Annotated in this window: 23 protein-coding genes and 3 pseudogenes; 15 read left to right on the top strand and 11 right to left on the bottom strand. The window is 46.5% G+C overall.

The features are described from left to right. Nucleotides 1–329: 329 nt before the first annotated feature. The 6 genes from QUA80_RS21675 to QUA80_RS21650 all read left to right on the top strand — a co-directional run bounded on the left by QUA80_RS21675 (nt 330) and on the right by QUA80_RS21650 (nt 4,705). The gene (locus QUA80_RS21675) at nt 330–554 is read left to right on the top strand and encodes a hypothetical protein (RefSeq protein WP_006635912.1); all 225 of its coding nucleotides are present in this window, start codon (nt 330–332) and stop codon (nt 552–554) included. Between the two features lie 641 nt (nt 555–1,195). After that, nucleotides 1,196–1,447, top strand: a complete 252-nt coding sequence (locus tag QUA80_RS21670; protein WP_332943237.1) for a TIGR02450 family Trp-rich protein — start codon at nt 1,196–1,198, stop codon at nt 1,445–1,447. Between the two features lie 73 nt (nt 1,448–1,520). After that, nucleotides 1,521–2,204 (top strand): hypothetical protein, encoded by a 684-nt coding sequence (locus tag QUA80_RS21665; protein ID WP_333427139.1) that lies wholly within the window; start codon nt 1,521–1,523, stop codon nt 2,202–2,204. Between the two features lie 365 nt (nt 2,205–2,569). Beyond that, nucleotides 2,570–3,421 (top strand): ABC transporter ATP-binding protein, encoded by an 852-nt coding sequence (locus QUA80_RS21660; protein ID WP_333427138.1) that lies wholly within the window; start codon nt 2,570–2,572, stop codon nt 3,419–3,421. Between the two features lie 378 nt (nt 3,422–3,799). After that, entirely contained in the window at nt 3,800–4,315 is a 516-nt protein-coding gene (gene scpB / locus QUA80_RS21655) for an SMC-Scp complex subunit ScpB (RefSeq protein WP_333244348.1), read from the top strand. Between the two features lie 42 nt (nt 4,316–4,357). Beyond that, complete coding sequence (locus QUA80_RS21650) at nt 4,358–4,705, top strand: DUF760 domain-containing protein (protein ID WP_333427137.1); 348 nt, start codon at nt 4,358–4,360, stop codon at nt 4,703–4,705. Between the two features lie 298 nt (nt 4,706–5,003). Here the strand turns inward: QUA80_RS21650 and QUA80_RS21645 are convergent, their stop codons facing one another. Together QUA80_RS21645 and QUA80_RS21640 are read right to left on the bottom strand one after the other, a co-directional pair. Continuing rightward, nucleotides 5,004–6,224 (bottom strand): HhoA/HhoB/HtrA family serine endopeptidase, encoded by a 1,221-nt coding sequence (locus QUA80_RS21645; RefSeq protein WP_333427136.1) that lies wholly within the window; start codon nt 6,222–6,224, stop codon nt 5,004–5,006. Continuing rightward, nucleotides 6,225–6,539, bottom strand: a complete 315-nt coding sequence (locus QUA80_RS21640) for a hypothetical protein (protein WP_333427135.1) — start codon at nt 6,537–6,539, stop codon at nt 6,225–6,227. A gap of 1 nt (nt 6,540) precedes the next feature. On the opposite strand from QUA80_RS21640, the gene QUA80_RS21635 reads away from it, so the two are divergent. Further along, nucleotides 6,541–7,455 (top strand): M23 family metallopeptidase, encoded by a 915-nt coding sequence (locus tag QUA80_RS21635; protein WP_333427134.1) that lies wholly within the window; start codon nt 6,541–6,543, stop codon nt 7,453–7,455. A gap of 418 nt (nt 7,456–7,873) precedes the next feature. On the opposite strand, the pseudogene QUA80_RS21630 reads toward QUA80_RS21635, so the two are convergent. Continuing rightward, a pseudogene (locus QUA80_RS21630) lies at nt 7,874–9,011 on the bottom strand (IS4 family transposase). A 166-nt stretch (nt 9,012–9,177) separates the two neighbouring features. Here QUA80_RS21630 and QUA80_RS21625 point away from each other — a divergent pair. Continuing rightward, nucleotides 9,178–9,471 (top strand): annotated as a pseudogene (locus QUA80_RS21625) (IS1 family transposase); the annotation flags it as partial. 83 nt (nt 9,472–9,554) lie between these two features. Here QUA80_RS21625 and mutT read toward each other — a convergent pair. The 3 genes from mutT to QUA80_RS21610 all read right to left on the bottom strand — a co-directional run bounded on the left by mutT (nt 9,555) and on the right by QUA80_RS21610 (nt 11,640). After that, entirely contained in the window at nt 9,555–9,959 is a 405-nt protein-coding gene (mutT, locus tag QUA80_RS21620) for an 8-oxo-dGTP diphosphatase MutT (protein WP_333427132.1), read from the bottom strand. Nucleotides 9,960–10,118: 159 nt separating this feature from the next. After that, on the bottom strand, nt 10,119–10,460 hold the full coding sequence (locus QUA80_RS21615) for a DUF760 domain-containing protein (protein WP_015174476.1): 342 nt from the start codon (nt 10,458–10,460) through the stop codon (nt 10,119–10,121). A 220-nt stretch (nt 10,461–10,680) separates the two neighbouring features. Beyond that, nucleotides 10,681–11,640: an RNA polymerase sigma factor, RpoD/SigA family gene (locus QUA80_RS21610; RefSeq protein WP_333244335.1), complete on the bottom strand. Its 960-nt coding sequence runs from the start codon at nt 11,638–11,640 to the stop codon at nt 10,681–10,683. Nucleotides 11,641–12,417: 777 nt separating this feature from the next. Between QUA80_RS21610 and QUA80_RS21605 the strand changes: the two genes are divergently transcribed. Continuing rightward, complete coding sequence (locus tag QUA80_RS21605; RefSeq protein WP_333427131.1) at nt 12,418–12,711, top strand: helix-turn-helix transcriptional regulator; 294 nt, start codon at nt 12,418–12,420, stop codon at nt 12,709–12,711. Between the two features lie 62 nt (nt 12,712–12,773). Beyond that, on the top strand, nt 12,774–16,664 hold the full coding sequence (locus QUA80_RS21600; RefSeq protein WP_445302276.1) for a PAS domain S-box protein: 3,891 nt from the start codon (nt 12,774–12,776) through the stop codon (nt 16,662–16,664). Nucleotides 16,665–16,724: 60 nt separating this feature from the next. Here the strand turns inward: QUA80_RS21600 and QUA80_RS21595 are convergent. Together QUA80_RS21595 and QUA80_RS21585 are read right to left on the bottom strand one after the other, a co-directional pair. Next, nucleotides 16,725–17,024, bottom strand: a pseudogene (locus tag QUA80_RS21595) (IS701 family transposase); the annotation flags it as partial. 359 nt (nt 17,025–17,383) lie between these two features. Next, entirely contained in the window at nt 17,384–17,518 is a 135-nt protein-coding gene (locus QUA80_RS21585; RefSeq protein ID WP_333427129.1) for a hypothetical protein, read from the bottom strand. Nucleotides 17,519–17,714: 196 nt separating this feature from the next. On the opposite strand from QUA80_RS21585, the gene QUA80_RS21580 reads away from it, so the two are divergent. After that, a complete protein-coding gene (locus QUA80_RS21580; RefSeq protein WP_333427128.1) occupies nt 17,715–19,148 on the top strand; it encodes an ABC transporter substrate-binding protein in 1,434 nt (477 codons plus the stop codon). A gap of 1,403 nt (nt 19,149–20,551) precedes the next feature. Here the strand turns inward: QUA80_RS21580 and QUA80_RS21575 are convergent. From QUA80_RS21575 to QUA80_RS21565, 3 genes are all read right to left on the bottom strand, one after another. Next, a complete protein-coding gene (locus QUA80_RS21575; RefSeq protein WP_333427127.1) occupies nt 20,552–20,830 on the bottom strand; it encodes a Photosystem I reaction center subunit PsaK in 279 nt (92 codons plus the stop codon). 303 nt (nt 20,831–21,133) lie between these two features. Next, nucleotides 21,134–21,346: a chlorophyll a/b-binding protein gene (locus QUA80_RS21570; RefSeq protein ID WP_333427126.1), complete on the bottom strand. Its 213-nt coding sequence runs from the start codon at nt 21,344–21,346 to the stop codon at nt 21,134–21,136. A gap of 404 nt (nt 21,347–21,750) precedes the next feature. Further along, on the bottom strand, nt 21,751–21,876 hold the full coding sequence (locus QUA80_RS21565; protein ID WP_263053573.1) for a hypothetical protein: 126 nt from the start codon (nt 21,874–21,876) through the stop codon (nt 21,751–21,753). Between the two features lie 49 nt (nt 21,877–21,925). On the opposite strand from QUA80_RS21565, the gene hflX reads away from it, so the two are divergent. From hflX to gshB, 4 genes are all read left to right on the top strand, one after another. Further along, nucleotides 21,926–23,521 carry a GTPase HflX gene (hflX, locus tag QUA80_RS21560; RefSeq protein WP_333427147.1) on the top strand — a complete coding sequence of 532 codons (1,596 nt, stop codon included), beginning with the start codon at nt 21,926–21,928 and terminating at the stop codon, nt 23,519–23,521. A gap of 482 nt (nt 23,522–24,003) precedes the next feature. After that, on the top strand, nt 24,004–24,702 hold the full coding sequence (locus QUA80_RS21555; RefSeq protein ID WP_333427125.1) for a PEP-CTERM sorting domain-containing protein: 699 nt from the start codon (nt 24,004–24,006) through the stop codon (nt 24,700–24,702). A gap of 194 nt (nt 24,703–24,896) precedes the next feature. Further along, nucleotides 24,897–25,160 carry a glutaredoxin 3 gene (grxC, locus tag QUA80_RS21550; protein ID WP_333427124.1) on the top strand — a complete coding sequence of 88 codons (264 nt, stop codon included), beginning with the start codon at nt 24,897–24,899 and terminating at the stop codon, nt 25,158–25,160. A gap of 67 nt (nt 25,161–25,227) precedes the next feature. Further along, on the top strand, nt 25,228–26,187 hold the full coding sequence (gene gshB, locus QUA80_RS21545) for a glutathione synthase (RefSeq protein WP_333427123.1): 960 nt from the start codon (nt 25,228–25,230) through the stop codon (nt 26,185–26,187). The last annotated feature ends 23 nt before the right edge of the window (nt 26,188–26,210 follow it).

The following is a 26,210-nucleotide window of genomic DNA, read 5'->3' as shown; positions in this document are numbered from 1 at the left end:
AAAACTTAGGGAGGCAAAGATCGGGAGACAGTGCTGAACTTTTTGAGTTCTCAAAAGTAGCGTTAGCACTAAACTCAGCCGTATTGTCGGATACAAGCAAAATTTGTAACAGTTCTTAACTATGAATAATTCTACCAAAACTGCTAGCATAGTGACACTTTTGCTAGCAAAAACAGATAAAGTAAATAAAGTTAGCTAGCTCTAGACGGCCCGATCCCCATCTAGGGGATATTGAATCAATTTGATTCATACCAAGTGGTTTTAGAGTTACAATTGGAACCAAAGCATCGCTATTTAACTGAGTTCTTTAGTTACTTTTACTTTCAGCTATGAACGTGGATTTTATCAAAGCCCAAGTCAGGTTGCTACAGGGTGCAAGTTCATCGGAGCGAGAAACCCTTATTAAAAACATCGGCGTCTGTGCTGGAGTGATCAGACCCGGAGAGTACGTGACTCCCCAGCGGAAGCACGCCATCACTCTCTGGCTGCAAACAAATGCGGTTCGCCTCCGGCTTCCCCAACTTCCTCTGGATTTATCGGGCCAAAAGCCTTAACAGGGAAGTAATCAAGGGGTAGCGACAGAATCAAAGAAATTAGTCAATCTTGCCGAAAAGTGCTTTTTTATTGAGCTTTACAGCATCAATGAGACACAGTATAAGATTGAAAAAATGTTTGTAGGGAGAGTTGGGCTCGAAAGACGCCTGCGGACAAGAAGCGGCCTACCGCCTTGGTAGAAGCAGGAAGTGAACATCAAACCTGCTCGAAAAGTAGATTTGAGTAAGTTTCACAAAACGGATTATTGTGCACAACTATAACCTGGGTTATTTGCTTTTAGATTTGAGATTCACGATTTAGCTCGTACTGCATAAATTTGCTATTTGTGGATCGCCTGAAAAATTATCCTATTCAATAGGTATAACTAATTACAGGGGCAGTCACTGAACTGCCCTTACTTTTGAACCAGAAGGCGTAAATGCTGCAAGTTACAATCAACGCATCTACTTGCAGATAGAGTTTAAGCGAAATCTCGTTTAAGCTGCCGGGCCTCTATATTTTCTGTTATGTTCGAGAGGGGAGGGGGAGAAGAGGAGAGAAGGAGAGGATTTGACGAGTTTGGATAGGGAATTAATATCATCAAACAGAAAGATTTATTACAATTAACTTGCTTTCTAATATATTGGTCAACAAAAATACTGTGCCAAAAAAACAAAAATTTCCTTATTTAGTTGGTTCTCGATGGACTTCACACCAAAAAACTTGGGGGTGGCGGCACTTTCAAGTAGTCAACCGAAAAAATGAAGGTAAATGGGTATTTGCGGAAATGGTGGCGGCTTGCGATCCAAATGTCCGTTTTTGGCTGAATGCCACACAGCTCAAAGACAGATCGCTCTGGCAAGCTGGATGGCAGTCTACGCAAGAATTAGAGGAATTAGAAGCAGCCGAATAATCAAAGACAGCGCTTTAGGGTAAAGTGAGGTAGAGATTGCTTATGAATAATAGCAACAGGATAAAATAATGTAATGAAAAAAAAAGTTGTGTTATCGATCTGTTTGCTAATTAGTGCTGCATGGGGCGGTGGATTTGGCAAAGTGTCGATCGCAACTCCAGCGATCGATCGTACCAAAATTCTGTCTGCCGATATTCCAGAAGCAGCAGCGGACTTGTCCGGCTTAGTCTTGACTTTACAAGACTTGCCCCAAGGTTTTACAGAGATGTCATCCGACGATGTGGCAAATTTCAAAAATCAACTCAGCCAGGGCCCTGACTTTAAACCAGCTAGCATCTTTGCGTACCAAAAAATCGATCGCAAGCTGTTTCAACTTCAATTGCTAATAGGATTTACAGTGCAACTGTCAAATCCGATCCAACAAGCTACGTTCGATCGAGCAATCCGTGAAGGGTTTGCTGCAAAAGCATTCTCTCAAGGTTTAAACCTTAACAAGGAATTGCCGTTCACTCATCCCGCCGCTTTAACTTTGCAAGACAAGATTGGCGAAGTATCCGCCGGGTGGAGAAGTCAAGGAAAAATAAAAAATATACTCATGAATGTCGATATGACGCTATTTCGACGGGGTAAAATAGGGGTTTTTATGACAACTATATATCTCGACGGCACTACACCGACTATCACGATTAGCGAAGCAGCGCGCAAATTCGACAGCCGGATGATGGAATTGAAACCTGATTTAACTCAACCGCAATAAGTGGGTGGTGCAACCTCTAAAAAAATTAGCCTGATACCTGCAGATGATACTGAAATTAGTTACAGTAACAAAACTCGGGCACAAATAGCAGAGAAACCGGGATTTTCTTTTATTTGTACAGATGTCGGCCAGCAGAAATTTTCGTCGATAAAACCTTAGTGCTGCGTCCAGGAATGATATCATGTTTGTTGGCGTACCTGTTATAAAATTTTGTCAAAAAAGTAGAGGCTAGTTTATAGATATTGTGAATGTGAATTACAGATTGTTGGTAAAAGCTACCACTACAAGTATGGTGGTTGAGTTACCCGAAATGATATGACTGATAAGACAGAGCATGATTACAATATATTAAGACCGCAATACCTATGGTTGCCGCTGTTTCCCTACAAAATGCCTGCAAAATCTACAACAAAATCCCGGTTGTCAATGACCTTTCGTTCACGATTGAAGCAGGAGAAATGTTCGGTCTCCTTGGCCCCAACGGTGCCGGCAAATCGACGACTATTCGGATGCTGACTACCCTGACTAAACTCACCAGCGGTCAAATTCAGGTAGCTGGATATGACGTGATGCGGCAAAGCTTGCAAGTAAAACAGTCCATCGGCGTCGTACTCCAACAAACTAGCGTTGATACTGAGCTTTCCGTCTGGGAAAATATGGAGTTTCACGGGCGGATGCACCACATCCCAAACCCGAAACGGCAACAGTTAATTAAACGGTGGTTGGAATATGTAGAATTATCAGAAAGGCGAGATGATTTAGTAAAAACTTTGTCGGGAGGAATGAAGCGGAGGTTGCAAATTGCCAGAGCTCTTTTGCATCAGCCGAAAATCTTATTTTTGGACGAACCGACTGTAGGGTTAGACCCACAAACGCGGCGTCGGTTGTGGGAAATTATTCTAGATTTGAACAAGCAGGGAATGACAATGCTGTTGACAACGCATTATATGGATGAAGTGGAGTATTTGTGCGATCGCATCGGCATTATGGACGGCGGCAAGTTAATTAAACTGGGAACATTGGCCCAACTGCGGCAGGAACATGGTCAAGGGTTAGTGATGAAGCAAATAGGCGATCGCTGGGAATACAAGTTTTTCCCTACTCTGGAAGAAGCTAATTTATATCTGGATGGCAAAGCCGATAAAACTGGGATGATGGTTCGTCCTTCTAATTTAGAGGATATTTTTGTAGAATTGACTGGCCGACAGTTAGATTGATCAATGGCAGAACGCTAAATGTAATATTTTAAATTTGAAAATTGGCGATGAAAACGGCAATTTGTTTGAGCAAAAATCTCAGATTCACTCCGGGATGCAAAAAAAGGCTAAACGCTCTAATTATAGCGTTTAGGTGCGCCATTACGCATCATAAATTGAAATTTTATGCGTCCCCGACTGAAATTGAAAAAAAAAGAAAATTGAAAGAGTTGGGTTTCCTTCCTCAACCTAACATATACTTTCAATGATTTGTGTAAGGGGAATGTTTCTTACTAATTCTCTTGATTCACGACACGGAAGTTATGGAAATACGGATAGCTGTTCTTTTCCTGCTTCCTGGTTCCTTCTTCTTTCAACGTCCCAATTAATAATTCCAAAATGACTCGCTTAGCCACAACAATAGAAGCCATATTGTACCTAAAAGGTCAGCCAGTGCCGCTGGCAGAAATTGCAGAAATTGCCAAGTGCGATCGATCCGAAGCCGAAGACGCCATCATTGAACTCATGTCTGACTCGTCCCGCCGCGAGAGTGCATTAGAAGTCGTCGAAACTCCGACGGGATACAGCCTGCAACTCAGAGAAGAGTTTGCTAGTTTAATGCAAACTTTAATACCTCCAGAATTAGGTGTTGGAGCTTTGCGAACGCTGGCTGCGATCGCCCTCAAAGGCGGCATCGCTCAGCCTGACTTAGTTAACTTACGAGGTTCAGGAGCTTACCAACAAGTGCAGGAACTTGTAGAAATGGGTTTCGTCCGCAAACGGCGACCGACTGAGGGGCGATCGTATTGGTTACAAGTTACCGATAAATTTCATCGGTACTTTCAAGTAGACCAACTGCCAAAACAATTGCAAATTGACTTTCAGGCAAATTTGTACCCAAGCAAAGACGAGTAGTTTAAAGTAGAATGTAACAAGCCAGAAATTAAGAATCGCCAAATGGTTTTTCACCCTGACTTTGACAGTTCCAATGCCCAACAAACAGCAGCCAATCCACTTCTGAAGTACCTCCAACACCAATCCCCGGAGGTTCTAGCCCGCGTCGCCAAGTCCGTCAGCCCAGAAATCAAAGAAATTATCTCTCATAACGTTCAAGGACTTGTCGGCATCTTGCCTTCAGACAATTTTAACGTCCAAATTACCACTGACCGCGAAAACTTAGCAGGTTTGCTAGCTTCAGCAATGATGACTGGCTATTTTCTGAGGCAAATGGAGCAGAGGATGCACCTAGAAGAAAATTTAACAAACACCAGCTCGATTCAACCAAACTCTTCCAAAGAGAAGTAAAAATATCAACGAGTTGGGGAAGGGAGAAAGATGAAAGCTGTTCAAAAAAATAAACAGTCCTGAACGCACAGGGAATTAAGAAACCGGGTTTTTAACCGGATATCCCTTGCGCTACACCGAGGGTTTTGGTGAAAAAACCCGGTTGCTACGTCCAGGACTGTAAACTATCAGATTCATCTTTCATCCTTCACTGTTTGCCACTAATACCAGTTTCAAAAAAGAATGCAACTGCAGGTAAGCTCCAAATCCTTATGCAGTAAGTCATTCCCAATTCTTTAATCGAAAATCGAAAATGGTATCAGCCACCAGCGGGGCTACCTGATAAGGGAAAAGCACCGGGACGTACTTTGATTGTCTCAACTTGACCCAAACGGTTAATTTCTATTTGGAGTTCTTTGCCCACAGCAGTGTTTTCCACCCGTTCTTGCACGTCCCCGGGAGTGTTAACCGCAATTCCATCAACTTTTTGAATGACATCTCCGGCGCGCAAGTCGGCTTTTTGAGCGGGGGAATTTTCCACGACTCGCGTCACGGCTACGCCTCGATCGAGGGTAATTTTATTATTATCGAGCTGTTTATTGAGTTCTGCCTTGGTGGCGGGACTCAAGCTGACCATTTGAATGCCGAGATAGGGATGTTCGGCTTTACCTTTGGCGAATAACTGATCGGAAACTCGTTTGGCGGTTTCGATCGGAATTGCAAATCCCAAGCCTTGAGCGTCGGCGCGAATGGCTGTATTGATACCAATTACTTCGCCTTGGTCGTTGAGCAGGGGGCCGCCAGAATTGCCGGGGTTGATGGCGGCGTCGGTTTGGATGAAGCGGACGCGCTTGTCGGGGATGCCTACTTGGGAACTCGATCGACCCGTAGCGCTGATAATGCCCACAGTCACGGTATTGTCGAGACCTAAAGGATTGCCGATCGCGATCGCCCACTGTCCCGGTACGATATTGTCCGATCGACCCAAAGCCACCTGCGGCAGTTCCTTGGCATTAATCTTAACAACAGCCACATCCGTCAACGGATCGACTCCCTGCACCTTACCCTCAAACTCGCGGCCGTCTTTGAGAGTCACCTTGACAGTATCCGTCCCGGAGACGACGTGAGCATTAGTAACTATGCGGCCGTCAGGAGTGAGAATAAACCCCGAACCCGTACCTCTCTTGACTCGTTCTTCCGGCTGCGGCAAATTGTCCCCAAAAAACCGGCGAAACAAAGGATTTTTGAAAGCTTCCGGTACTTGATTGGCCACTTTGCTCGATGCGTCAATCCGCACTACAGCAGGGCCGACTTTTTCGGCTGCTTCAGCAATAAAATTGGGATTGCTGCGATCGACCGCCTGATTTTCCTCAATAGGAGGAGACGGATAGGGGGGGATTTGGTTCCGCACTACGGGCACAACCGATCCGGTTTCCAGATTATTTGAGCCTTGGAGATAGCGATTGCCCAACCATCCCATACCTCCCCCGATCGACAGCAAAGTCACATAAAGGGTCGCTTGCTTAAAAGATAAACTCATTTAATAACTCCCGCTAAATACCTCATCCCCGCAGACACGTTCCGGATCGAGCATTTTTGTCTTGACCACGGGAAGGAAGCGGGGCGGGGCGTACCGCTTCCTCAAGAACATAGCTGTTAACAGGCAGGCGCTGACAGGCATCACAAGCAATTTTTGCCTGATTTCCCAAGAGCGACCAAAACTAATAATTCTCATCCTAACTTGGCTTAGCCTGGGATTTACGGTCTGGGGGGCGGCTAGAGCTTTCAAATATGCAGTTTCGCTCGACTCGAAAACTGTCAATTGTCCATAATGAATACTTTTTTGTCTAGACATAATGACTTTTAAACGCTTGTTTCCGCTGATTTCTGCACTAATGTGGTCGATCGTACCCGTTGGGAAAGCGGTGGCAAATACCGAGATCCTACCTGCAAATCTTCCTTCAGGTACACCTGTAGAAAACCCCGACCCCGCCCGCGATTGCCCGAGTCCGGCTATGTCTCGGTTGCGCCGCCACACTGCGGCCCAGGGCGAAACTATAGAAAGCATCGCGCGGCAGTACAATGTGATTCCTGCGGCGCTGATCGGGATAAATCCGATGTTGCGGGGCGGTGGAGTATCTGCTGGAAGTACGATCGTCATTCCTCCGTACAGTGGCATCGAGGTAGAAGTGCCTGCGGGCTGGAATTGGCAAAAACTGGCAGAAGCTTACAAAGTGCGCGCAGATTTGCTATTTGAGGCGAATGGGTGTAGGCCTTTGGGGAAAACGGTATTTGTGCCTGCGGTGAATATGTCGGTCGGGCCTTCTATCAATCTCGATGCAGCGCGATCGGTGCAAGGATTTCCGCTGCCGGCCCCAGCGGTGGAAGCTTTGCGTTACGGGCGGCAATTTCATCCAGTCCTGCGCGAATTTTTTTTCCACAGCGGCGTAGATTTTTTGGCGTCGGAGGGTACCCAGGTTTTGGCGGCGGGCGAGGGGACTGTCGCCTTTGCCGGGTCCCAGGGGGATTACGGGAATTTAGTGGTGGTCAACCATCAAGCGGGGAAGCAAACGCGCTACGCTCATTTGAAAGATCTTGCCGTAAAAGTCGGTCAAAAAGTGCAGTCTGGAGAAGTTTTGGGAACTGTGGGGACGACGGGAAAACGGGACATTCCGCCATCTCATTTGCATTTTGAAGTTCGGTACAATTCGGGTTTGGGTTGGGTTGCTGAAGACCCGCTGCTTTATTTGCAAGCGACTGTTAAAAAATAGGATTGGGTAGTTTGAGCGGAATATGAGCTACAACTGTATGTCAATCAGAAGTTCTACGAGATTCCAAAGACCATAGAAGTCACTAAAAAAAAGTAGGTCTGCTGACGATTCAGCTTGCCGCAGATGTGGTCATTTATGAGTTCCAAATAGAAGAAACAATGGGTCTGGTTAGCCATTGATGTCGATGGCTGTGAGATTGTTGGGGTCTTTGTTGGAGATGGTTATCGGCCAATACGGTTTACTTAAGGGTTGGGAGGCTTGAAAATATTAAAAACAGGAGAATTAATTTTTATTCCAGTACCTCTGTGTCTAACTTTTTTAGATTTAAATTTTGAAACAGGTTTTTTCACAACTCTTGGGTTATTTCTCTCAACTCTTTGTGGCAAAGTCGCATCAAGAATCTCCAAATTCAACCAAGTTAAAAAAAGGGAATTTCTTGTGCTTCTAGTCGCTGAAATTTTGGGAGAGCGCGACGAATAACTCGTAATGTACCCGTGAAAGAAATACTTAACGGGGAAATTTCTACACTATTCGCTGTTTGAAAAATTAATGACCGCACAGCCCAATGTCCTAATAATAGACCATAAATTTCTTGCACTACTTCTCTTGGTCTTTGAGAACGAATATGAGTTTTTCGTTCTAACAGGTGTACTTTGAATTCATCAATTGTATTTTCCACTTCCCAACGTTGATGATATTCGGCAGCCAATAACTTTGCCGGAAATTTTTGAGGGTCTAATAAACTTGTAATTAAACGATATCTAATTTCTGCTGTTGGGTCATTTAAGTTTTCAATTGTATACTCGATTACTCTGATTTGGATTGGTTTAAATCCTTTTTTTCTGAATTTGCCTGGGGGATTAATAAAACTTAAGTAAGAACCATCTTCTAGCTGTGTTTCGTTGAGGAATTTAACATTTGATGGAATTCTTCCTAAATAGCCACAACCTTTGCTGAGCGTGGATGATACCATTGCATACGAATGCAAACCTCTATCCCACATTAGCAACATTTCTTTAGTAACTGACCGCAATAATCTTAACGCTCTGACTCTTTCTCCCATCTTGTATGGGCATATTAAAGCATCAAATATTAAATGTGTTCCTGCTTCTACTAAAATAACTAATCTAGCGAAAGGGAAAAGCAGCTCTTGTACCTGGACGGCTACCTGGACGGCCAAAAACTCTGGCATTTTCATCACTGTCTGGGATGTCTAAGCAGGTTCCATCTATTGCTACAACTCTCAATCCATTCAGAAAAGCTCCTACTGTTTCAGTTGTAGCCATTGGTCGTACCAACTGATGAAATAACTGGCTCATTACAAGACATCCTAATCTTTTTCTGGCTTTAGTAATAGCGGCCTTGCACGGAATTTTCCAATATCTACCTGTTTTCAACCAGACTTCATTAAGTCCATCAATCAGATTCTTTAGTACGTCGCGCATTGAGTCTTTTGACCATAAGCTCATTGCTACGATCAAACATACTACCAGTTGTGATGGTAGCGCACGATGCCGTTTTTCTCTTGATTTTGTTTTCAAGATAGCCGCTTCTATTTCTGTTGATGGAATCGCTATCTCTATTGCTTTGAATATGTCGCTACTTTTGAGCTTTGGAGATTCTAATAATATTTTTTTGTACGGCATTATACTCGATTTACTTTTTTATACATCATACTTAGTGTACCGCTTGTTCGACCTTAAGTAAACCGTATTGGGTTATCGGCAGCCAGCAACAAAGCTTTGGCAATCCTTGCCGGCCGTTTACCGCCCGTGTGGGATCGGCTACACCGATTTTTGGGAAGCATACGAACAGGTACTACGCCTGCAAGCGTCCGAAAAGCCGTTGGCAAAGAAACGGGAAAAACCATTTACCCAAAAGCAATTCAACAACACCCTGTGGCAGCGAGTGGGGCGATTGGTTCGTAAAACCTTGTCGTTCTCGAAGAAATTGAGTAGCCGTATTGGTGCAATTTTTTACTTTGTACCTCATTACAATGCCTCTCTTGGCTATTGACCATTACTATTCACCACTACCCAAAAGTAAAAGTTAGTTTTCATTGGTCTGTTGTCAGTAGCAACCGAATTTGATATCACAGTTCAACTTTTCCGCAGTGCAGCAATAATCTGTGCGTTTGCCTTGGGAAAAGTAAATTGGTCAATTTCGTCGAGAGTCACCCAACGAATTTCATCGCATTCGATCGTTTGCGGTTCACCGCTGATGTGGCGACAGTGGTGCACGTAAAGCCTAACTGTAAAATTAGTGTAGTCGTGGTCAATTGTAATCAAGCGATCGCCAACTTCTACAACAATTCCCAACTCCTCCATTATTTCCCGTTCTATGCAAGCTTCAATTGTTTCCCCAGGCTCTATTTTACCGCCCGGAAACTCCCAGAAACCCCCGTGCAGTCCGTGTTGTCGGCGCTTGTCAATCAAAATTTGTTTTCGGTCGTTCCAGATTGCAGCAACGCCGATAACTTTGTGGGTCAAAGGATAAACAGACATATTAATTAGGAATTGGGAATTGGGAATTTAAGAATAAAATCAATAATTATTCAATTATTTCATCTAAAATCTAAAATCTAAAATCTAAAATCTAAAATCTCAAGCCCCCATCTTGGGAGGGGGGCTTGACACTTGTACAACTTAAATGTTAAGAATCGACTAATCGTCCGAGCCGTGTCTCTCACTGGCTTGTATGGACTTTTCAAAAGTCATTCGCTGTTCGGCATTTTTGAGAAAATAACCGCTAATCATCGCGGAAGCGAGCAATCTACCCAAATGTTCGCGACTGGTAGTAACTGTCACCCCGAAGTGTTCCGAAGGCAAATTCCCCAAAAGTCCGACAATATTTCGTTCCATTACTTGGAACACTTCGTGAGAAGTCGGTTTAGACAACTGAGAAACAGTGTCGGGAGCCATGGACTGCACGTATTGCCATAATAAGTTGGTATTTTCTCCGTCTTCTTCAAAGAATTCTGGGGATTTATTAGATGAATTACTCACGAGTACCTCCGTTTCAGAGACAGCTTGTTATGTTACACACGGGCGGTTAAATTAAATAACCATTATCCGATCGCTGCCGATCTTTATTACTAAGTAATTACTAATGTAGCAGGACAGTCGCAGCAACCAAGTAGGCACAACCGAATTAAAAGCGGCGGTTTTTACGATTTTAGATTGGGGATTGCCAGGGGTGGAGACCCGATCGCCATCCCCAATCTACCTAGCTGGCTAGATAATCGTTGATATCTTGCTTGCGCTTGCGGAGTTTGGTCAAAGCTTCCCGTTCTATTTGCCGCACTCGTTCCCGACTGATGTTGAGACGATCGCCTATTTTTGCCAAGGTTAAGGTTTGCCCGTCTTCTAAACCGAACCGCAAGGCGAGGACTTCTCGCTGTTGCTGAGTCAGCTCTGCCATCAGGTGGTCTAAGTCAGTCCGCAGGGAAGATTGCAGGGCAAAATCTTCTGGGGTAGTACCCGTATCTTCCAACAAATCGCCCAACTCTGTGTCTTGATTGTCTCCCACACGTAAGTCAAGAGAAAGTGGCAGGCGCGCGCGTTCGAGGTATTCCCGAATCTGTTTGGGAGTCAATTCTAGCTCAGATGCCAACTCAGCAGCAGTAGCCGCGCGGCCTAGCTGTTGAGCAAGTTGGCGCTGAGCCTTTTTAATTTTGTTGAGCTTTTCGGTAATGTGGATGGGCAAGCGGATTGTGCGGCCTTTTTCGGCGATCGCCCGAGTAATTGCTTGACGAATCCACCAATAAGCATAAGTAGAAAATCTGTAGCCCTTAGTCGGGTCAAATTTTTCTACTCCCCGCTGCATCCCGATCGTGCCTTCCTGAATTAAATCGAGCAAATCTACATTGCGCTTGATGTATTTCTTGGCAACAGACACTACCAGGCGCAGATTCGCTTCCACCATTTGGCGCTTTGCCCTTTCCCCGTGGTCGATCGTCCGCTGCAACTGTTCCTCAGACAGCCCTACTGCCTGCGCCCATTCAGCCGCCGTCGGGTCGCGGCCTAACTCTTCGGCTAAAATATTTTTCTCCTGATGCAGTGCGGTTGAGCGCTGTACCTGTTTCCCGTAGAGTATTTCTTGCTCGTGGGTCAACAGCGGAACACGGCCGATTTCCCGCAAGTAAGCGCGAACAGAATCTGTATCTGAGGACTTAAGAGTTTTCATGAGCTTTTCCCGCTGAGGATCTGTGCCTCTAAAGGTTTGCGACATCGCAAACCCCTAGCTTTAGCTGGGAAGGAAAGCGGGCGGGGACTTGCGCTTTCCTTTCATTTAAAGAGGCTTAGTTTTATGGTAGCTAGCTGCTGCTCCCACTCAGCACCATCTCAGGTTAGGTTTTGGTTGGGGCGCACACAATGCTACATTATATTAAGAATCTTAACATTTTTGAGTTCCTTTGGCTACACTTCTTCATATTTATTTCATGCCAGCCTGAGCTGCACTGAATTTAAGAGTACCTAATTTACCTAGGGCTTAGGCATGGGGACTGGTGAAACCCGGTTTTTTGGGAAAAGAGGCGTTGGGGCCGCTAGACTCGGTAAAAGGCGTTGCTGGAGCGAGGTACGATCGGCGCGACCGCGGGAGACGAATATTGCTGAATATGACTTGGGTTGAATTTTTTTTCTATTAATTGCTCGCCGCATCAATCCTACCTAACTGCTGCAAGGCTATTCGTTTAAGTCCCGTTAGAACAGCCATATCTTATAGATTTGTCCGTTGCCTTCATGATGATGACGTATTTGCCAGACACATAGCAGCTTTGGGTAATGTTTAGACTTGAATTTTGTTTGAGTCTGGCTAATTTCTATCAATACAAGCAGTGAATCTAAACATCCCCTGAATACAAGACGGCTGCTGGGGTTGAAGAACTCTTTCTTAAGGGAGATTAGTCGGTTTAATTTTGGGCGGATATTGAATATGACAGATGCCACGTACTTAAACTGTATGAAATCTTCTAAAAGTTCGGTGTCCAAACAATCTTTTGCACTGGTGCAACCAGAGGTTAGCTATGTTATTCGTGAACTTCGGCAACTAACCCAACTGACCCAAGTGCAACTCGGAGAATCGCTGGGTGTTGCTTACGAGACGATTAATCGCTGGGAGAATCAACGGATTCAACCCTCCCCTTTAGCATTAAGGCAAATTCGGACGCTGGTTGCAGAACTGGGTCAATCCTCTTCAATCGCCGTTCGAGAAGGTAGCAAAAAGCTTTTAGCTCAGTATTTTTCACAGAGGTAGGGTGTGTGAGTGATTCAGTAGAGGGGGCCGATCCTAAAAACTTATTTGCAGGCGACAGCGAGATGGCGATGCGGATGCGATCGCACGATTGGTCGCAAACGCCACTGGGGGCGGTCGAAACCTGGTCGGACAGCCTGAAAACGGCTGTGCAAATCCTGTTGACCGAACTCGAACGCACCCAGCAACCAGACAAGGCGCAGCCAGAATCTCATCTGCCACAGGAGCGCCCCTCAACAGATGCCTTGCGTCAAGCTGCCCGAGCCGATGCGTTTCGAGTTAAGCTCACCAATGCGTTAAGCCCTCTGACTGATGCCAACGAGATTCAGGCGATCGCAGCCCGTGTTCTAGGCGAGTCTCTAGGCGCCAGCCGCGTCATTTACATTGAAGTGTTACCAGGCGGCAAGGAAGTCATCGTTCATAAAAACTACACGAACGGTGTTGCCGAACTAAGCGGGCTGTACTATCTGAAAGACTTTGGACGCAACCTGACAGACGACCATCAAGCGGGACAAACGGCGATCGTTCCCGATGTGGCGAACTACCCTAAATACACAGCCAGCCAGAAGGCAAGGTATCAAACAATTGATATTGCCGCGCACATTGATGTGCCGCTGATCAAGAACCATCAATTTGTCGCATTGCTGGCGGTGCATCAGGCAAACCCCCGTCCGTGGACGGAAGATGAGGTGAAACGAGTCGAGGAAACCGCACAGCAGACGTGGGCAGCCGTTGAACGTGCCCGTGCTGAAGCTGTTTCGCGTGAAAGTCGCACCGAACTCGAACGGCAACTCCGGAAGTTCGACGCGATCGTCGCTGCAATTCCCGATTTTATTTACACCTTTGATTTGGCGGGACGGTTCACGTATGTCAGTCCGGCGTTGCTCAATCTTTGGCAGAAAACTTCGGATGAAGCTTTGGGAAAGAACTTTTTTGAGCTGGATTATCCAACCGATTTAGCGGCCCGACATCAGCAACAGATTCAACAGGTGATCGCCACGCGCCAGCAGCTCAAGGATGAATCCCGCTACACTAGCGCAATCGGTACACGCGCCTACGAATACATTTTTGTGCCGCTTTTAGGGATAAACGGCACAGTAGAAGCAGTGGCAGGCGTGACGCGAGACATCACCGATCGCAAACGTGTAGAACAAGCCCTGCGCCAAAGCGAGGAGCAGACTCGGAATATTCTGGAGAGTATTACAGACGCATTCTTGGCTCTGGATGAGAACTGGATGTTTACTTATATGAATCCATCTGCCGAAACACTACTAGATCGTACTCCAGGCGATTTAATTGGCAAGAATTTGTGGGCAGAATATCCAGAACTTACTGACAATGAGTTAGCGCAGGTTTACTGGAGCGCCATGCGCGATCGTGTGGCTGCGTCACTAACCGCGTTTTACCCAAATCACGGCCGCTGGTACGAAGTTCGCACTTACCCCGCCCCAAACGGCATTACCGTTTATTTCAAAAATGTTACCGAGCAGATTCAAACTGCCGCAACTCTGCGTCAATCTGAAGAACGCTACCGAACTCTATTTGAGTCGATCGACGAAGGCTTCTGCATTATTGAAGTGCTATTTGACGAAAATGATACGCCGATCGACTACCGCTTCTTAGAAATCAATCCCACCTTCGAACAGCAAACAGGACTTCAAAAAGCAGTCGGTAAAACAGTGCGTCAGTTAGTTCCAGATTTAGAAGACCATTGGATTCAGATTTACGGTCAAGTTGCTATAACGGGTGAATCGGCTCGCTTTGAAAATGGCTCTGAACCAATGAACCGATGGTTCGATGTCTATGCCTGTCGCATGGGTGAGCCGGAGGCGCGAAAAGTCGCTGTTGTCTTCAAAGATATTAGCGATCGCAAACGGGCAGAAGAAATTTTGCGGCGAAACGCCGAATTTAATGCTTTCCGCGTCTCTCTCGCCGACGCGCTCCGCCCCCTTGCCGACCCAGTAGAGATTCAGGCTACAGCCAGCCGCGTGCTGGGCGAATATCTCGGCGCGAACAGGGTAGCCTACTTCGAGGTTCGCGGCGCTGATTGCGTCGTCGAGCGCGATTACGTAAACGGAGCCGAACCGCTCGCTGGCGGTTGCTCGGTTGATTCGTTCGACCCCAAGCTGCTCGCGGCGTACCGCACTGGTCGCGCCGTGTCCGTATCTGATGTGGAAGCCGATCCCAACCTATCCCCCGATCGGCGATCGGCTTACGCCGCCATCCAGATCGGTGCCTACATCGGCATACCGCTGATCGAGGAGGGCGAGTTTGTAGCTGGGCTGGCAGTCCACACATCAGGTCCGCGAGCTTGGACACCAGAGGAGGTTTCCCTAGCGGAAGAAGTAGCCGATCGCACTTGGGCGGCAGTCGAACGCGCCTGCGCCGAAGCAGCCTTGCGCGACAGTGAAAACCGCTTCCGCATGGCGATCGAAGCTGCCCAATTAGGCACTTGGGACTGGCATCTCATCACCAATCAATTGATTTGGGATGAGGGTTGCAAAGCCATGTTTGGCTTACCGCCAGAAGCCAACAGCAGCATTGAGGTCTTTTTTGCCGGACTGCACCCCGACGATCGCGAACGACTAGAACAGGTGGTGCAATTGACTTTGAACCCAGCTAGCAACGGCAAGTATGACGTAGAATATCGCACGATCGGGATTCAAGATGGGGTTGAACGGTGGATTGCCGCCAGAGGACAGGCTTACTTTGATGCTGCCGGCAATCCACAACGCTTTGTCGGCACTGTACTCAATATCACCGAGCAAAAACGCATTGAGGCAGAACGAGAACAACTCCTTGCCCGCGAACAAGCCGCAAGAGAGGCGGCCGATCGCGCCAACCGGATCAAAGATGAGTTTTTGGCGGTGCTGTCCCATGAATTGCGATCGCCCCTCAATCCGATTCTCGGTTGGTCAAAGCTATTGCTGCAGGGAAAATTAGATGCCGCAGAAACCACAATGGCATTAAAAACAATCGAGCGTAACGCCCGACTCCAAGTGCAACTGATTGACGATCTGCTCGACATCTCCCGGATTTTGCGCGGTAAACTTGGTTTAACCGTGATACCTGTCGATCTCACTGCCGTCATTTCTGAAGCCCTAGAAACGGTTCGCTTAGCAGCAGAAGCGAAAGCCATTCAAATTTACACAACGATTTTACCGAGTGTTGGCATGGTAATCGGAGATGCTGGACGGTTGCAGCAGGTGGTGTGGAATCTCTTGTCTAACGCAGTCAAATTTACACCTCATCGGGGACAAGTGGCTGTCACTCTAGCTTCCGATGAAACCCACGCTCAAATTCAAGTTAGCGATACTGGAAAAGGGATGCGCTCTGATTTTTTGCCCTATGCCTTTGACCATTTCCGGCAGGAAGATGGAGCCACCACCCGCAAATTTGGCGGCTTGGGGTTGGGACTGGCGATCGTGCGGCAAATTGTGGAGTTGCACGGGGGAACGGTTGCAGTTGAGAGCCAGGGTGAAGGACAAGGAGCTACGTTTACTGTTCGCATTCCGCTTGCGCGTCGATATCATGAATTGCCAGCGATCGAGCAGCCATCGGACTCAACCGGAGATTTAAGCGGCATTCATGTCTTAGTTGTCGATGATGAGGCAGACTCACGCGAGTTTGTGGCGTTTGTTTTAGAACAAGCGGGGGCGACCGTCACCGCCATCGCCTCTGGAACTGAGGCACTACAAGCTTTCTCTCAAGCAGTTCCAGATATTATTGTGAGTGACATTGGGATGCCAGGAATGGATGGCTATATGCTGCTGCGTCAGATTCGCAGCCTGCCGCTAGAACAAAGCGGACAAATTCCCGCGATCGCCCTGACTGCCTATGCTGGAGAGATCGATCGACAGCAGGCGATCGCAGCAGGCTTTCAACGTCACCTTGCCAAACCTGTTGACCCCGAGGCCGTCGTCGCGATCGTCACCACATTAGTATCATCAGGCTAAATCAGGCAAACTAAACGCCACCTGGCTCTCAAATCTTGCCTAATTAACCCTCTTATGTCACTAAGCGGCAGAGGAAAAATAGAAATCATGGTGAGACAGGAATATAAAAATTGAGGAAGTAAGCCTATCAACGATAGATTGAAGTTTAGCAAACCCTAAAAATAATTGAGGAACAGGAAAGATTGTAAGCCAAGGATGAATTAAGTTAAATAGGGTAAAAGGTTGAAGTAGTAGACGAAGATTGTTCAAAATATTCTTCCACCCCTTACCATTCTCCCACCAGAGATGAGAAGCGAATAAGAATTGAGAATCTGATGTCCGGGGGCGCATTTGTTCTGAATGAAGACTAACCATGAGGTACGGGAGTGTAGACTAAACTCCAGTTCCGATGGAGACCAAATTATCTGTAAAACTTACATGACCAGAGTAGAGGGCGAAAATACGCGAATGCGACCTTACGCAAGCACGACTTCATCGCCACACACATCCCGTATTCTCCATGAGGGAGAGATGCTCAAATATTCAATGAGGTTAGTAATTGATTATCTTAAGTTTTGCGATGTTCCGGTTCCCCCTATGCAGGGTATCATTTAACTCGCGCTCTTTCCTAGGCAAATCGGGTAGCCAAAACATCCCTGCGATCGCACCGATCGTACCTCTATTCAGCAACGCCAGAAATATTTCAAAGTGCAAGCGAGACAAACTTCTTTCCTTCTCACTTAGTACCCAACCGCACTGCTGTCGGTCGCAGCCGATGCGAATTGTACTTCGGCGGTTTGTTTGGCTTGTTCAGAAGTGAATGTTTGGGAGCGCTCCTGATTGCCTTTGATCCGTTCCCAAGTTAGTTTATACATAGTTCCCAAAAAAATCATATCCGGCCTTGCACTCGGCATATTATACTGCTGAGTGCCTCGCAGTTAGTCTAAGATTAATAAAAAAATGTAAAAATATAATTAGATTAGTTTTTCTGCCGAATGTCGAATCACGAATGCCAAATGACGAATGCTTGAGTCGTTGAATCTAAAACCTAAAATCTAAAACAGTGCAGCCATGTCCCAAAAAAACGAAACCGCTGTTCTCGTATTATCGCTCCTAATTACGATCGGGCTAGCCGGTGCAGGTATTTGGTGGCTGACAAGTCGCGGCGGCATCAATCTCGGAGGTTTATCACCCGAAAATCAGACATTTCCCAAGTCTCCGACGGGGAATTCCCCCCAGTCAGAGCAGCCAATTCAGCAGCGTCTGAGTGTCGGACAAAAACTGTTAATTCCAGAGCAAGCAACAACAACCAAACAAGCAGCGGTACAGGCGATCGCATCTGGCAACTATAACGCAGCTATTTCCGACTTACAAGCTTCCCTGAAAACCAATCGCAACGATCCAGAAGCCCTAATTTACCTCAACAACGCCCGCATCGGCGATCGAAAATCCTACACAATTGCTGCCGCAGTTCCCATTGGTGGCGATATCAATGCTGCTCTAGAAATTCTGCGGGGCGTTGCTCAAGCTCAAAATGAAATCAACCAAACTGGCGGCATTAGCGGTACTCCATTAAAAGTGCTAATTACTAACGATGACAACAACCCTGAAATCGCAGCACAAATTGCCACTGCTCTAGCAAACAATTCGGAAATTTTAGGAGTAATTGGGCATTTTGGTTCAGATACAACGCTAGCAGCCAGCAAGATTTACCAGCAAAAACAATTAGTAGCAATTTCTCCGACAAGTACGTCTGTGCAGATTTCAGGAGTTAGCAGCAATGTATTTCGGACAGTGCCGAGCGATCGGTTTTCAGCTAATGCTCTTTCCCGCTATATGCTGGTAAAATTGCAAAAGCAAAAAGCTGCTGTATTTTTCAATTCTGCCAGCAGTTACAGCAAATCATTAAAAGATGAATTCACTACGGCTCTTTACGGAGATGGAGGACAAATAGTATCGGAATTCGATTTTGCTAAGGGCAATTTTAATGCGGCCGAGAGCCTTAAAAGTGCGATCGCCCAAGGAGCAGAAGTCATTATGTTAGCATCCAATTCAGCCACGATAGACCAAGCTTTGCAAGTAGTACAAGTAAATGCCAAACGGCTGCCATTACTAGCAGGAGACGGGGCTTATACTGCTAAAACACTGCAAATCGGTGGCGCAGGAGCAACAGATATGGTGCTGGCTGTTCCTTGGCACATTCTCGCAGATCCGCAGTCAAACTTTCCCCAAACATCCAAACAACTTTGGAATGCTGAAGTAAGTTGGCGCACAGCTTTAGCCTATGACGCGGCGATCGCGTTAATTGTCGGTTTAGAGCGCAATCCGACTCGCACAGGTATTCAACAAGCTTTATCGGCCTCAAATTTTTCGGCAAAAGGAGCATCAGGCCCGATTCGGTTTTTACCTTCGGGCGATCGCAATCGAGCAGTTCAATTAGTAACTGTTAAACCCGGAAATCGCACCAGTTACGGTTACGAGTTTGTGCCGATATCTGGTTTGTAAACTATTGGCGAGCGCGAAATCTATGTTATTATATTTAGTCGTAAGTTCTAGGGCGGGTCTAGCAAAAATGCTTACAAGATGAGTAGCTATAGCGGTTCTCAGATAAATGAGGTATACAGAAACCCAGTATTGTCAAGCTTTCTAGGTCAAAATTCGTACCTCACCTTTTTGAGAAAAGCTATATATCAAATCCAGTTACATCGAAATTAATATTACCCCCAATCCGGACAGGGCAGTACCGTTTACCCTTACAATTAACCTGGTGATAGTTACATCTATAATTAAGTGTTTGTGATTAATTGAGCGTAGGGAAACGGCATTGCCGTTTCCTCCGTTACCTATCATCTCTCGTGCAACCAAAGTTGATATTATCGCCAACTATAAAGCTTGTATTGATGATTTATGATGTGAACAAAAGGTTATTGTTCAATGGCTATAGCTCGAAATCGGCAATACATTCGTCATTTTATTTCATAACGGCAAAAGCGTATTTAAATACAACGCAATACGCAAGAATATGACGTGCAAACCATTTTGGATAATGAGCAATATCGTTACCCATTTTCTGTCACTAAGCGGCAGAATAAAATAAAAATTCACTGTCCTCAATCAAGTAAGAGATGGAATTTGGATTAAATTTCATTAACGCCATTAATCAAGTCACGCTTGTAGATAATTGTGGAATGGGAAAAACTTTTAGCCACTGTTTCATCAAGTTAAAGCTAATTAAAGGTTGCAGCATTAATTTCAAGTGTTTTAGATTGCTCTTCCAACTGTTTTTTCATCAAGCGTCTTGATGTTGCTCAAAGCGGTGAAAAATGGGGCAGTTTTTTGCGGATGAAGTGGTGGGTGATCGAGTCCGGGAGCTGACGGCTGTATTAGACTTGGTATAGAGAGCGACCGTCATGTAAGCACTACATTGGTAACAGAGAATGAGTTGATTGCTAGATGGTGTCATTTCTAAGAACCTCACAAAATTTAACTACTTTTATGGAGGTCTTATAAGCCTTGACAACAGCTACAGCGTCTTCCAGGTTTATGAAATACACACTCCTAACCGGGTTTCTTTACAGTTATCGCCCCTGGTAATGATTCTGTTGTTCGAAACCCAGTTTCTTTGTAATACAATTACATGGAATATGCTGTATATCTTATAATAGATTGGTGGGTGCAGTATCATGCCACAGTGACGTATGTGCAGCAGATAAAGCTAGTTTGATCTTGAAATTTGTTTAAGTTTCGTTAGTTATATATACCTGAAAAAAGCAACGATTTCTGCATCACTGGCGAGCTAAAATTAAAATCAACTATGGTTGAGATATTTCCACTTACCCTGCCATTTATTGTCCGGATTTTAACAACCAGTTTAGTAATAAATTGCCGCAGAATAGCGGAAATTGCTCCTAAAAATACTTGTCGATTTTGAGGGTCAAAATCATGAATGTTCCCAGCAAATGACCTGCGCTAATGCAAGCCAGAAATGCCGGTACGCTAACATTGTTGAACAAAGACGGGAAGGGCAAAGGCATTTTCTGCCCGACGTGGGGATGCCAAATTCGCCGGCTGAGAACTAGCAATGCCAAGATATTGCAAACAAACATCACTAGAGGCTTTTGCCAATTTCCTGATGCTGTGTCAGCTAGATTCGATTCTACTATTGCCAGTAAATTTGAGTTAATCATTGTGGATGCTCCTCTCCTATTTTTCATAAACTATCCAAAATGCTCGATGAGATTTCTTATCAAAAATCCAGCAGGGACGATCGGCTTTACGCAGTAAATATCTGTTGCTATTAATATTCATCGCGCCAGCGACAGCGCCCCCACCCAGAATCATCGAATCACAGCACGAAGTCTTTTAATGCCTTTCAAAAGTAACGAAAGATACAAAAGGACGAAACTATACTCGCTGCCATTTGTAACTTCTAGCCTGTCTGGCAGTAGCGGCATTTCCTCACATTGCCAGACAGGAAAAACAGCTACTCATTAGCGAGCAATGTAGGTAGGCAGAAGGTGAAGTATGTCGCGCAGAACGCTAAATCCAGCCGCGTCCCAAAGCAAATAAGCTAAGAAACCGATCATCGCTAAGCGACCGTTCCAAAGTTCTGCTTGCGGGTTTAAACCAAACAGAAAGGCATTGCGATCTTTGCCGTTGTAAGCATTAGCCGTAGGAGGCAAGTTAGTAGGACGAGTTTCCATGTTTTTACATTCCTTAACAATGTTTCGCTTCTCATGGTAGCGACCTAATTTCTACTTTGCTATCTGCCGATAGGCTCAAGATACACACAAGTCTAAAGGAGGAGTTTGAGACAAAAAATATGTGTAAAGTTTTATTGCTCCCGATGATTTAAGCGAGCGCTTGTATCTGTAGATACTGAATACAACCGCAAGTTTATAGGGCAGCAGTGAAATGTCCGATCGCCCCTTAGTGACAAACAACGGCGCTGGTGACTCGACAATACTGAACCCGCGCTCTGCTAGAGGCAAGAAAATTTAGTAAATTTAAATTTAAAACCCAAACACGATCGCGCTGGAGTTAATTAAAATAGGAAATAAACAGATCGATCGGGAGAAACAGTTATCGAAACCATCTACGGCAATCTTCAAGGTTTAAAGTCCAGCCAGCTCAAGCAACTCGAAAAGCTGTACCACCAGCGACTACCGGGCGATCGCATCACCACTGCAGAATTCGCCCAGCGCGTCGCCGCCATCAGCACGGAAATAGACAAACCAATCTGCACCTACATCAACCGCCGCGGACAAGTAATTCGCGTGGGGGTGGGTACACCCCGCCAAACGCAAATTGCGCCCCTAGAACTGCCCCGCTACGGGGGAGGTCGCCTCAGCGGCATTCGCTGCATCGCCACCCACCTGAAGCCAGAAACCCCAAGCGAAGCAGCTCTCACAGCAATGGCAATTCAGCGCCTCGACGCCCTCGTTTGGCTGACACTGACCGGCGGAGGATTTCAGCGCCGCGGCGGCGGTGCGACTGGTTACATCCAAGAAACTTATCTCGCTCACTTGATACCCCAGGGAGATGGGCCAAATTTTGAGTTTTCTGTTTTGAGCGCTCGGTTAGAACCAGATGCAACTGATGAAAGAGAAGAACCTTCAATTCAAAAGTCACTAATTCAAACTCCACACTTTCCTTGGAAAATATCAGAACCGCTGAATTTGGACGAACTCGCCGACCAAGACTTTCTGGATTTAGTGGAAGGACTCGAAGCAGAGTTTGAAGCAGAGTTTGTGGCCAAGCAGGTCGATGCAGACCAAGACAAAGTGCTGTTGGTAGGTGTGATGACTCAGCACATGACTCAGTTGGAGTTTGAGGACGGGCTCGCAGAAATCACGCGGCTGGTTGAAAGCGCCGGGGGTCAGGTTCTGCAAACAGTGCGCCAAAAACGATCGCGCCCCCATCCGCAGACAGTGGTCGGCGAAGGCAAAGTTCAGGAAATTTCCCTCACCGCTCAGACGATTAGCGCTAACCTCGTGGTATTCGATCGCGACCTGGCCCCCGCACAAATACGGAACTTGGAAACTCAGATAGGTATCCGCGTCGTCGATCGAACAGAGGTAATTCTCGACATCTTTGCCCAAAGAGCTCGATCGAGCGAGGGTAAATTGCAAGTCGAACTCGCTCAGCTAGAGTACGCCCTGCCCCGGCTCACAGGTCGCGGTCAGGCAATGTCCAGGCAGGGCGGCGGCATCGGTACCAGAGGCCCAGGGGAAACCAAACTTGAAACCGAACGGCGGACGATCGCCAAACGCATTTCTCGATTGCAGCAAGAAGTAAATCAACTGCTGGCCCACCGCTTTCGGCTGCGACAGAACCGGCACCATCACAACGTACCCTCAGTGGCGATCGTCGGCTACACCAACGCAGGTAAATCGACTCTGCTCAACCTGCTCACCAATTCCGAGGTCTACGCCGCCGACCAGTTATTTGCCACCCTGGACCCCACAACCCGACGGTTGACCATTCCCGGCACTGTCACCGGGGAATCCTTGTCGATCGTCCTCACAGATACAGTGGGCTTTATTCGCGAACTGCCCCCCGCCTTGATCGACGCTTTTCGGGCTACCCTCGAAGAAGTCACTGACGCCGATGCTTTGCTGCACCTCGTCGATCTCTCCCATCCCGCGTGGCAGAGCCAAATTCGATCGGTCATGAATATTTTGACAGATATGCCCGTAACACCCGGGCCAGCCCTTGTAGTTTTTAACAAAATCGATGCCGTAGATGGAGAGACTCTCGCCCTCGCGCGAGAAGAATTTCCTCAAGCAGTATTTATTTCGGCCGCCAAAGGTCTCGGGATTGAAACTCTCCGCGACAGACTAGCTCAGCTCATTCAATACGCCCTCTACCCTCGGTAAATACTTAAATATTACTTTTAAGTAGTTGACATTCCGGAATACACGTACATATACTGAGGACAGATCTCCTCGAACCATGAGATGATCTAATAGTAGTCAGATTGTGCATTGTGCAAAGTACAATACAGCAGAGCTAGTTTGCGAGCCGTTAAATAATTAATTTCAGGAGGCGGCGGTCAAGGTAAAAACACTCTTTGTTAATGGCTGTAACGGCTCTTACTTGAGAGGTGCAAAAAGATGTGGCTTCACTCCGTGCAAACCACTAATCAGTGCAAACCACGCTAGGCGGGGCTAAGGTGAAAGAGAATAGTATGACTAAAGTGTTTGGGCGACCGCCTCAAGCGCTATACTATCTTTTACAGATGCCCGCGAGAGAAAACATCAATTTATTCTAAGATATCTAAAATCCTTCCCCGTCGTACATCGCTAATCTCTAGCACTTTTTCTATTTTCCGATTTTACCAATGTTTAACTAAATAGTTATGTGTACGCCACTGGCAAAACTAGCAATTGGACTCTCTGCCACAATGGCAACAGCGTTCTACTATCTAGCTGCAGCCCCTCCGGCTTCAGCAGCCATTGATGTGTGCGGGCCCGGAAACTTTTCAGATGAGTGCGTGAAGGGTCAGCAATCAACATCGGCCTCATCATCAACATCCCTGCGAGACCCCGTACCTGCTGCGCCGGCATTAGAGCAACAGCCCTCGCCAGATCCGTTATCGGCAGCGCCGACAGTAGAGCAAGAACCATCGCCAGATCCGTTATCGGCAGCGCCGGCAGTAGAGCAAGAACCATCGCCAGATCCGTTATCGGCAGCGCCGGTAGTAGAGCAACAGCCCTCGCCAGATCCGTTGTCGGCAGCGCCGATAGTAGAGCAATCACCAGAACCGACATTAGACACCGTAGCGCCGACGCCGCCGGCAGTAGAATCGCCACTCACCGCGCCAGAGCCTACAGGGCAATTGCCTGAGACCCAACCACCTGATGTCATCACAAACCCGATAGTGCTACCTGCACCCATAGTTGCACCAACGCCGAATTTTCCTAATATATACGAAAATACCTCGGTCAGGACAACAGCGATCCCAGAACCGGGTACTGTGGTAGCACTCCTCCTGACAGGCGCAGGAATCATCGGTTTCGGCAGAAAACGAAACAAGCAGGTCGGTCAGCAGCGGTAGGCAGGCCGAAGCTGCTGCTTGTTTTCAACATCTCTCCGTTTGTTGAAACGTGGGTGGTTTTTTATTTGGACGGTAAAATAAAAGAAAATTGTATAAATAATAACTTTACACGTTGCTGGCTACAACTATATAAAAATTAAAATAAGATTGGTTAAGATTACAATAAAAAAATATTGTTATTGTAAGAGTGTCCGATGACCCCTAAAGTAGAAATTTACACTTGGAGAACCTGTCCGTTTTGCATTCGTGCTAAAGCACTGCTGAAGCGAAAAGGGGTTCATTTTACAGAGTACGCGATCGACGGAGATGAAGCAGCACGGGCTCAAATGACCGATCGAGCCAACGGAGGCCGTACCCTGCCCCAAATATTCATTAACGACCAACACATAGGCGGCTGCGACGACATCCACCAACTCGATAGTCAAGGCCTGCTCGATCCTCTGCTAGCAGCAAAATGAGGCATTCCCTGTTAAATTTTCAGTTAGCCCAAATTTTCCGGCGACCAATTCTTAATTTTAACTGACAATGAAATTTGCATTCATCATAGATCCCCTCGCGCGACTAATTCCAGGACACGATACCAGCGTAGCGCTGATGGAAGCCGCTCAAGAGTTGGGTCACGAAGTCTGGGCGACTCAAGCTAAGGAATTAAGCGTCATCGGCGGCAAAACCTGGGCAATGCTGAGTCGGGTAGCCCTGACCCCAGTCAAACTTGTAGATGGACGCTGGGAGGCTGCTGAGGCTTGGTACGAGGTAGAACAGCCTACTTTGCAGCCTCTGGAATCAATGGATGCAGTATTTATGCGGACAGACCCCCCAGTCAACACTGCTTACCTCTACGCTACTTACCTTTTAGATGGCATCGATCCCACTAAAACTTTGGTAGTTAACAGTCCCAAAGGATTGCGGGCTGCGAATGAAAAGATGTATGCTTTGCAATTTCAAGGAGCGATACCCGAGACAATTGTTTCTCAAAACAAACAGGTAATTCTGCAATTTGTCGATCGAAAAGGAGAGGTAGTTCTTAAACCCTTGGGTGGCAAAGCTGGCGAGGGGATTTTGTTTCTGGAATCGGGCGATCGCAATCTCAATTCCCTGGTCGAAATTAGCACTCAACAAGGGCAAATTCCAGTGATGGTTCAGACTTATCTACCGGAAGCCAAAGACGGAGACAAGCGGATAGTGCTGTTGAACGGCAAGCCCATCGGTGCTGTCAACCGCATTCCCACCGGCAATGAATTTCGCGGAAACATGGCCGTCGGCGGCCGAGTCGCAAAAACAGAAATTACCGATCGCGAACTGCAAATTTGCACTCAGTTAGAACCAGTGCTGCAACGGGACGGACTGTACTTTGTCGGCATTGATATTATTGGCGGTTATCTCACAGAAGTTAATGTCACCAGCCCAACAGGGATCAGAGAAATTGACTTGTTTGACGGTGTTAGTTTGGGCAAACAAGTAATTGAATGGGTAGTTAGTCATTAGTAAGTAGTCATTGGTTAATCGTT

Origin of the sequence: Microcoleus sp. F4-D5, assembly GCF_036704885.1 — a bacterium.
Lineage (GTDB): Bacteria > Cyanobacteriota > Cyanobacteriia > Cyanobacteriales > Microcoleaceae > Microcoleus.
Note: the sequence above shows the minus strand (reverse complement) of the source record. Positions and strands in the feature narration are given on the sequence as shown.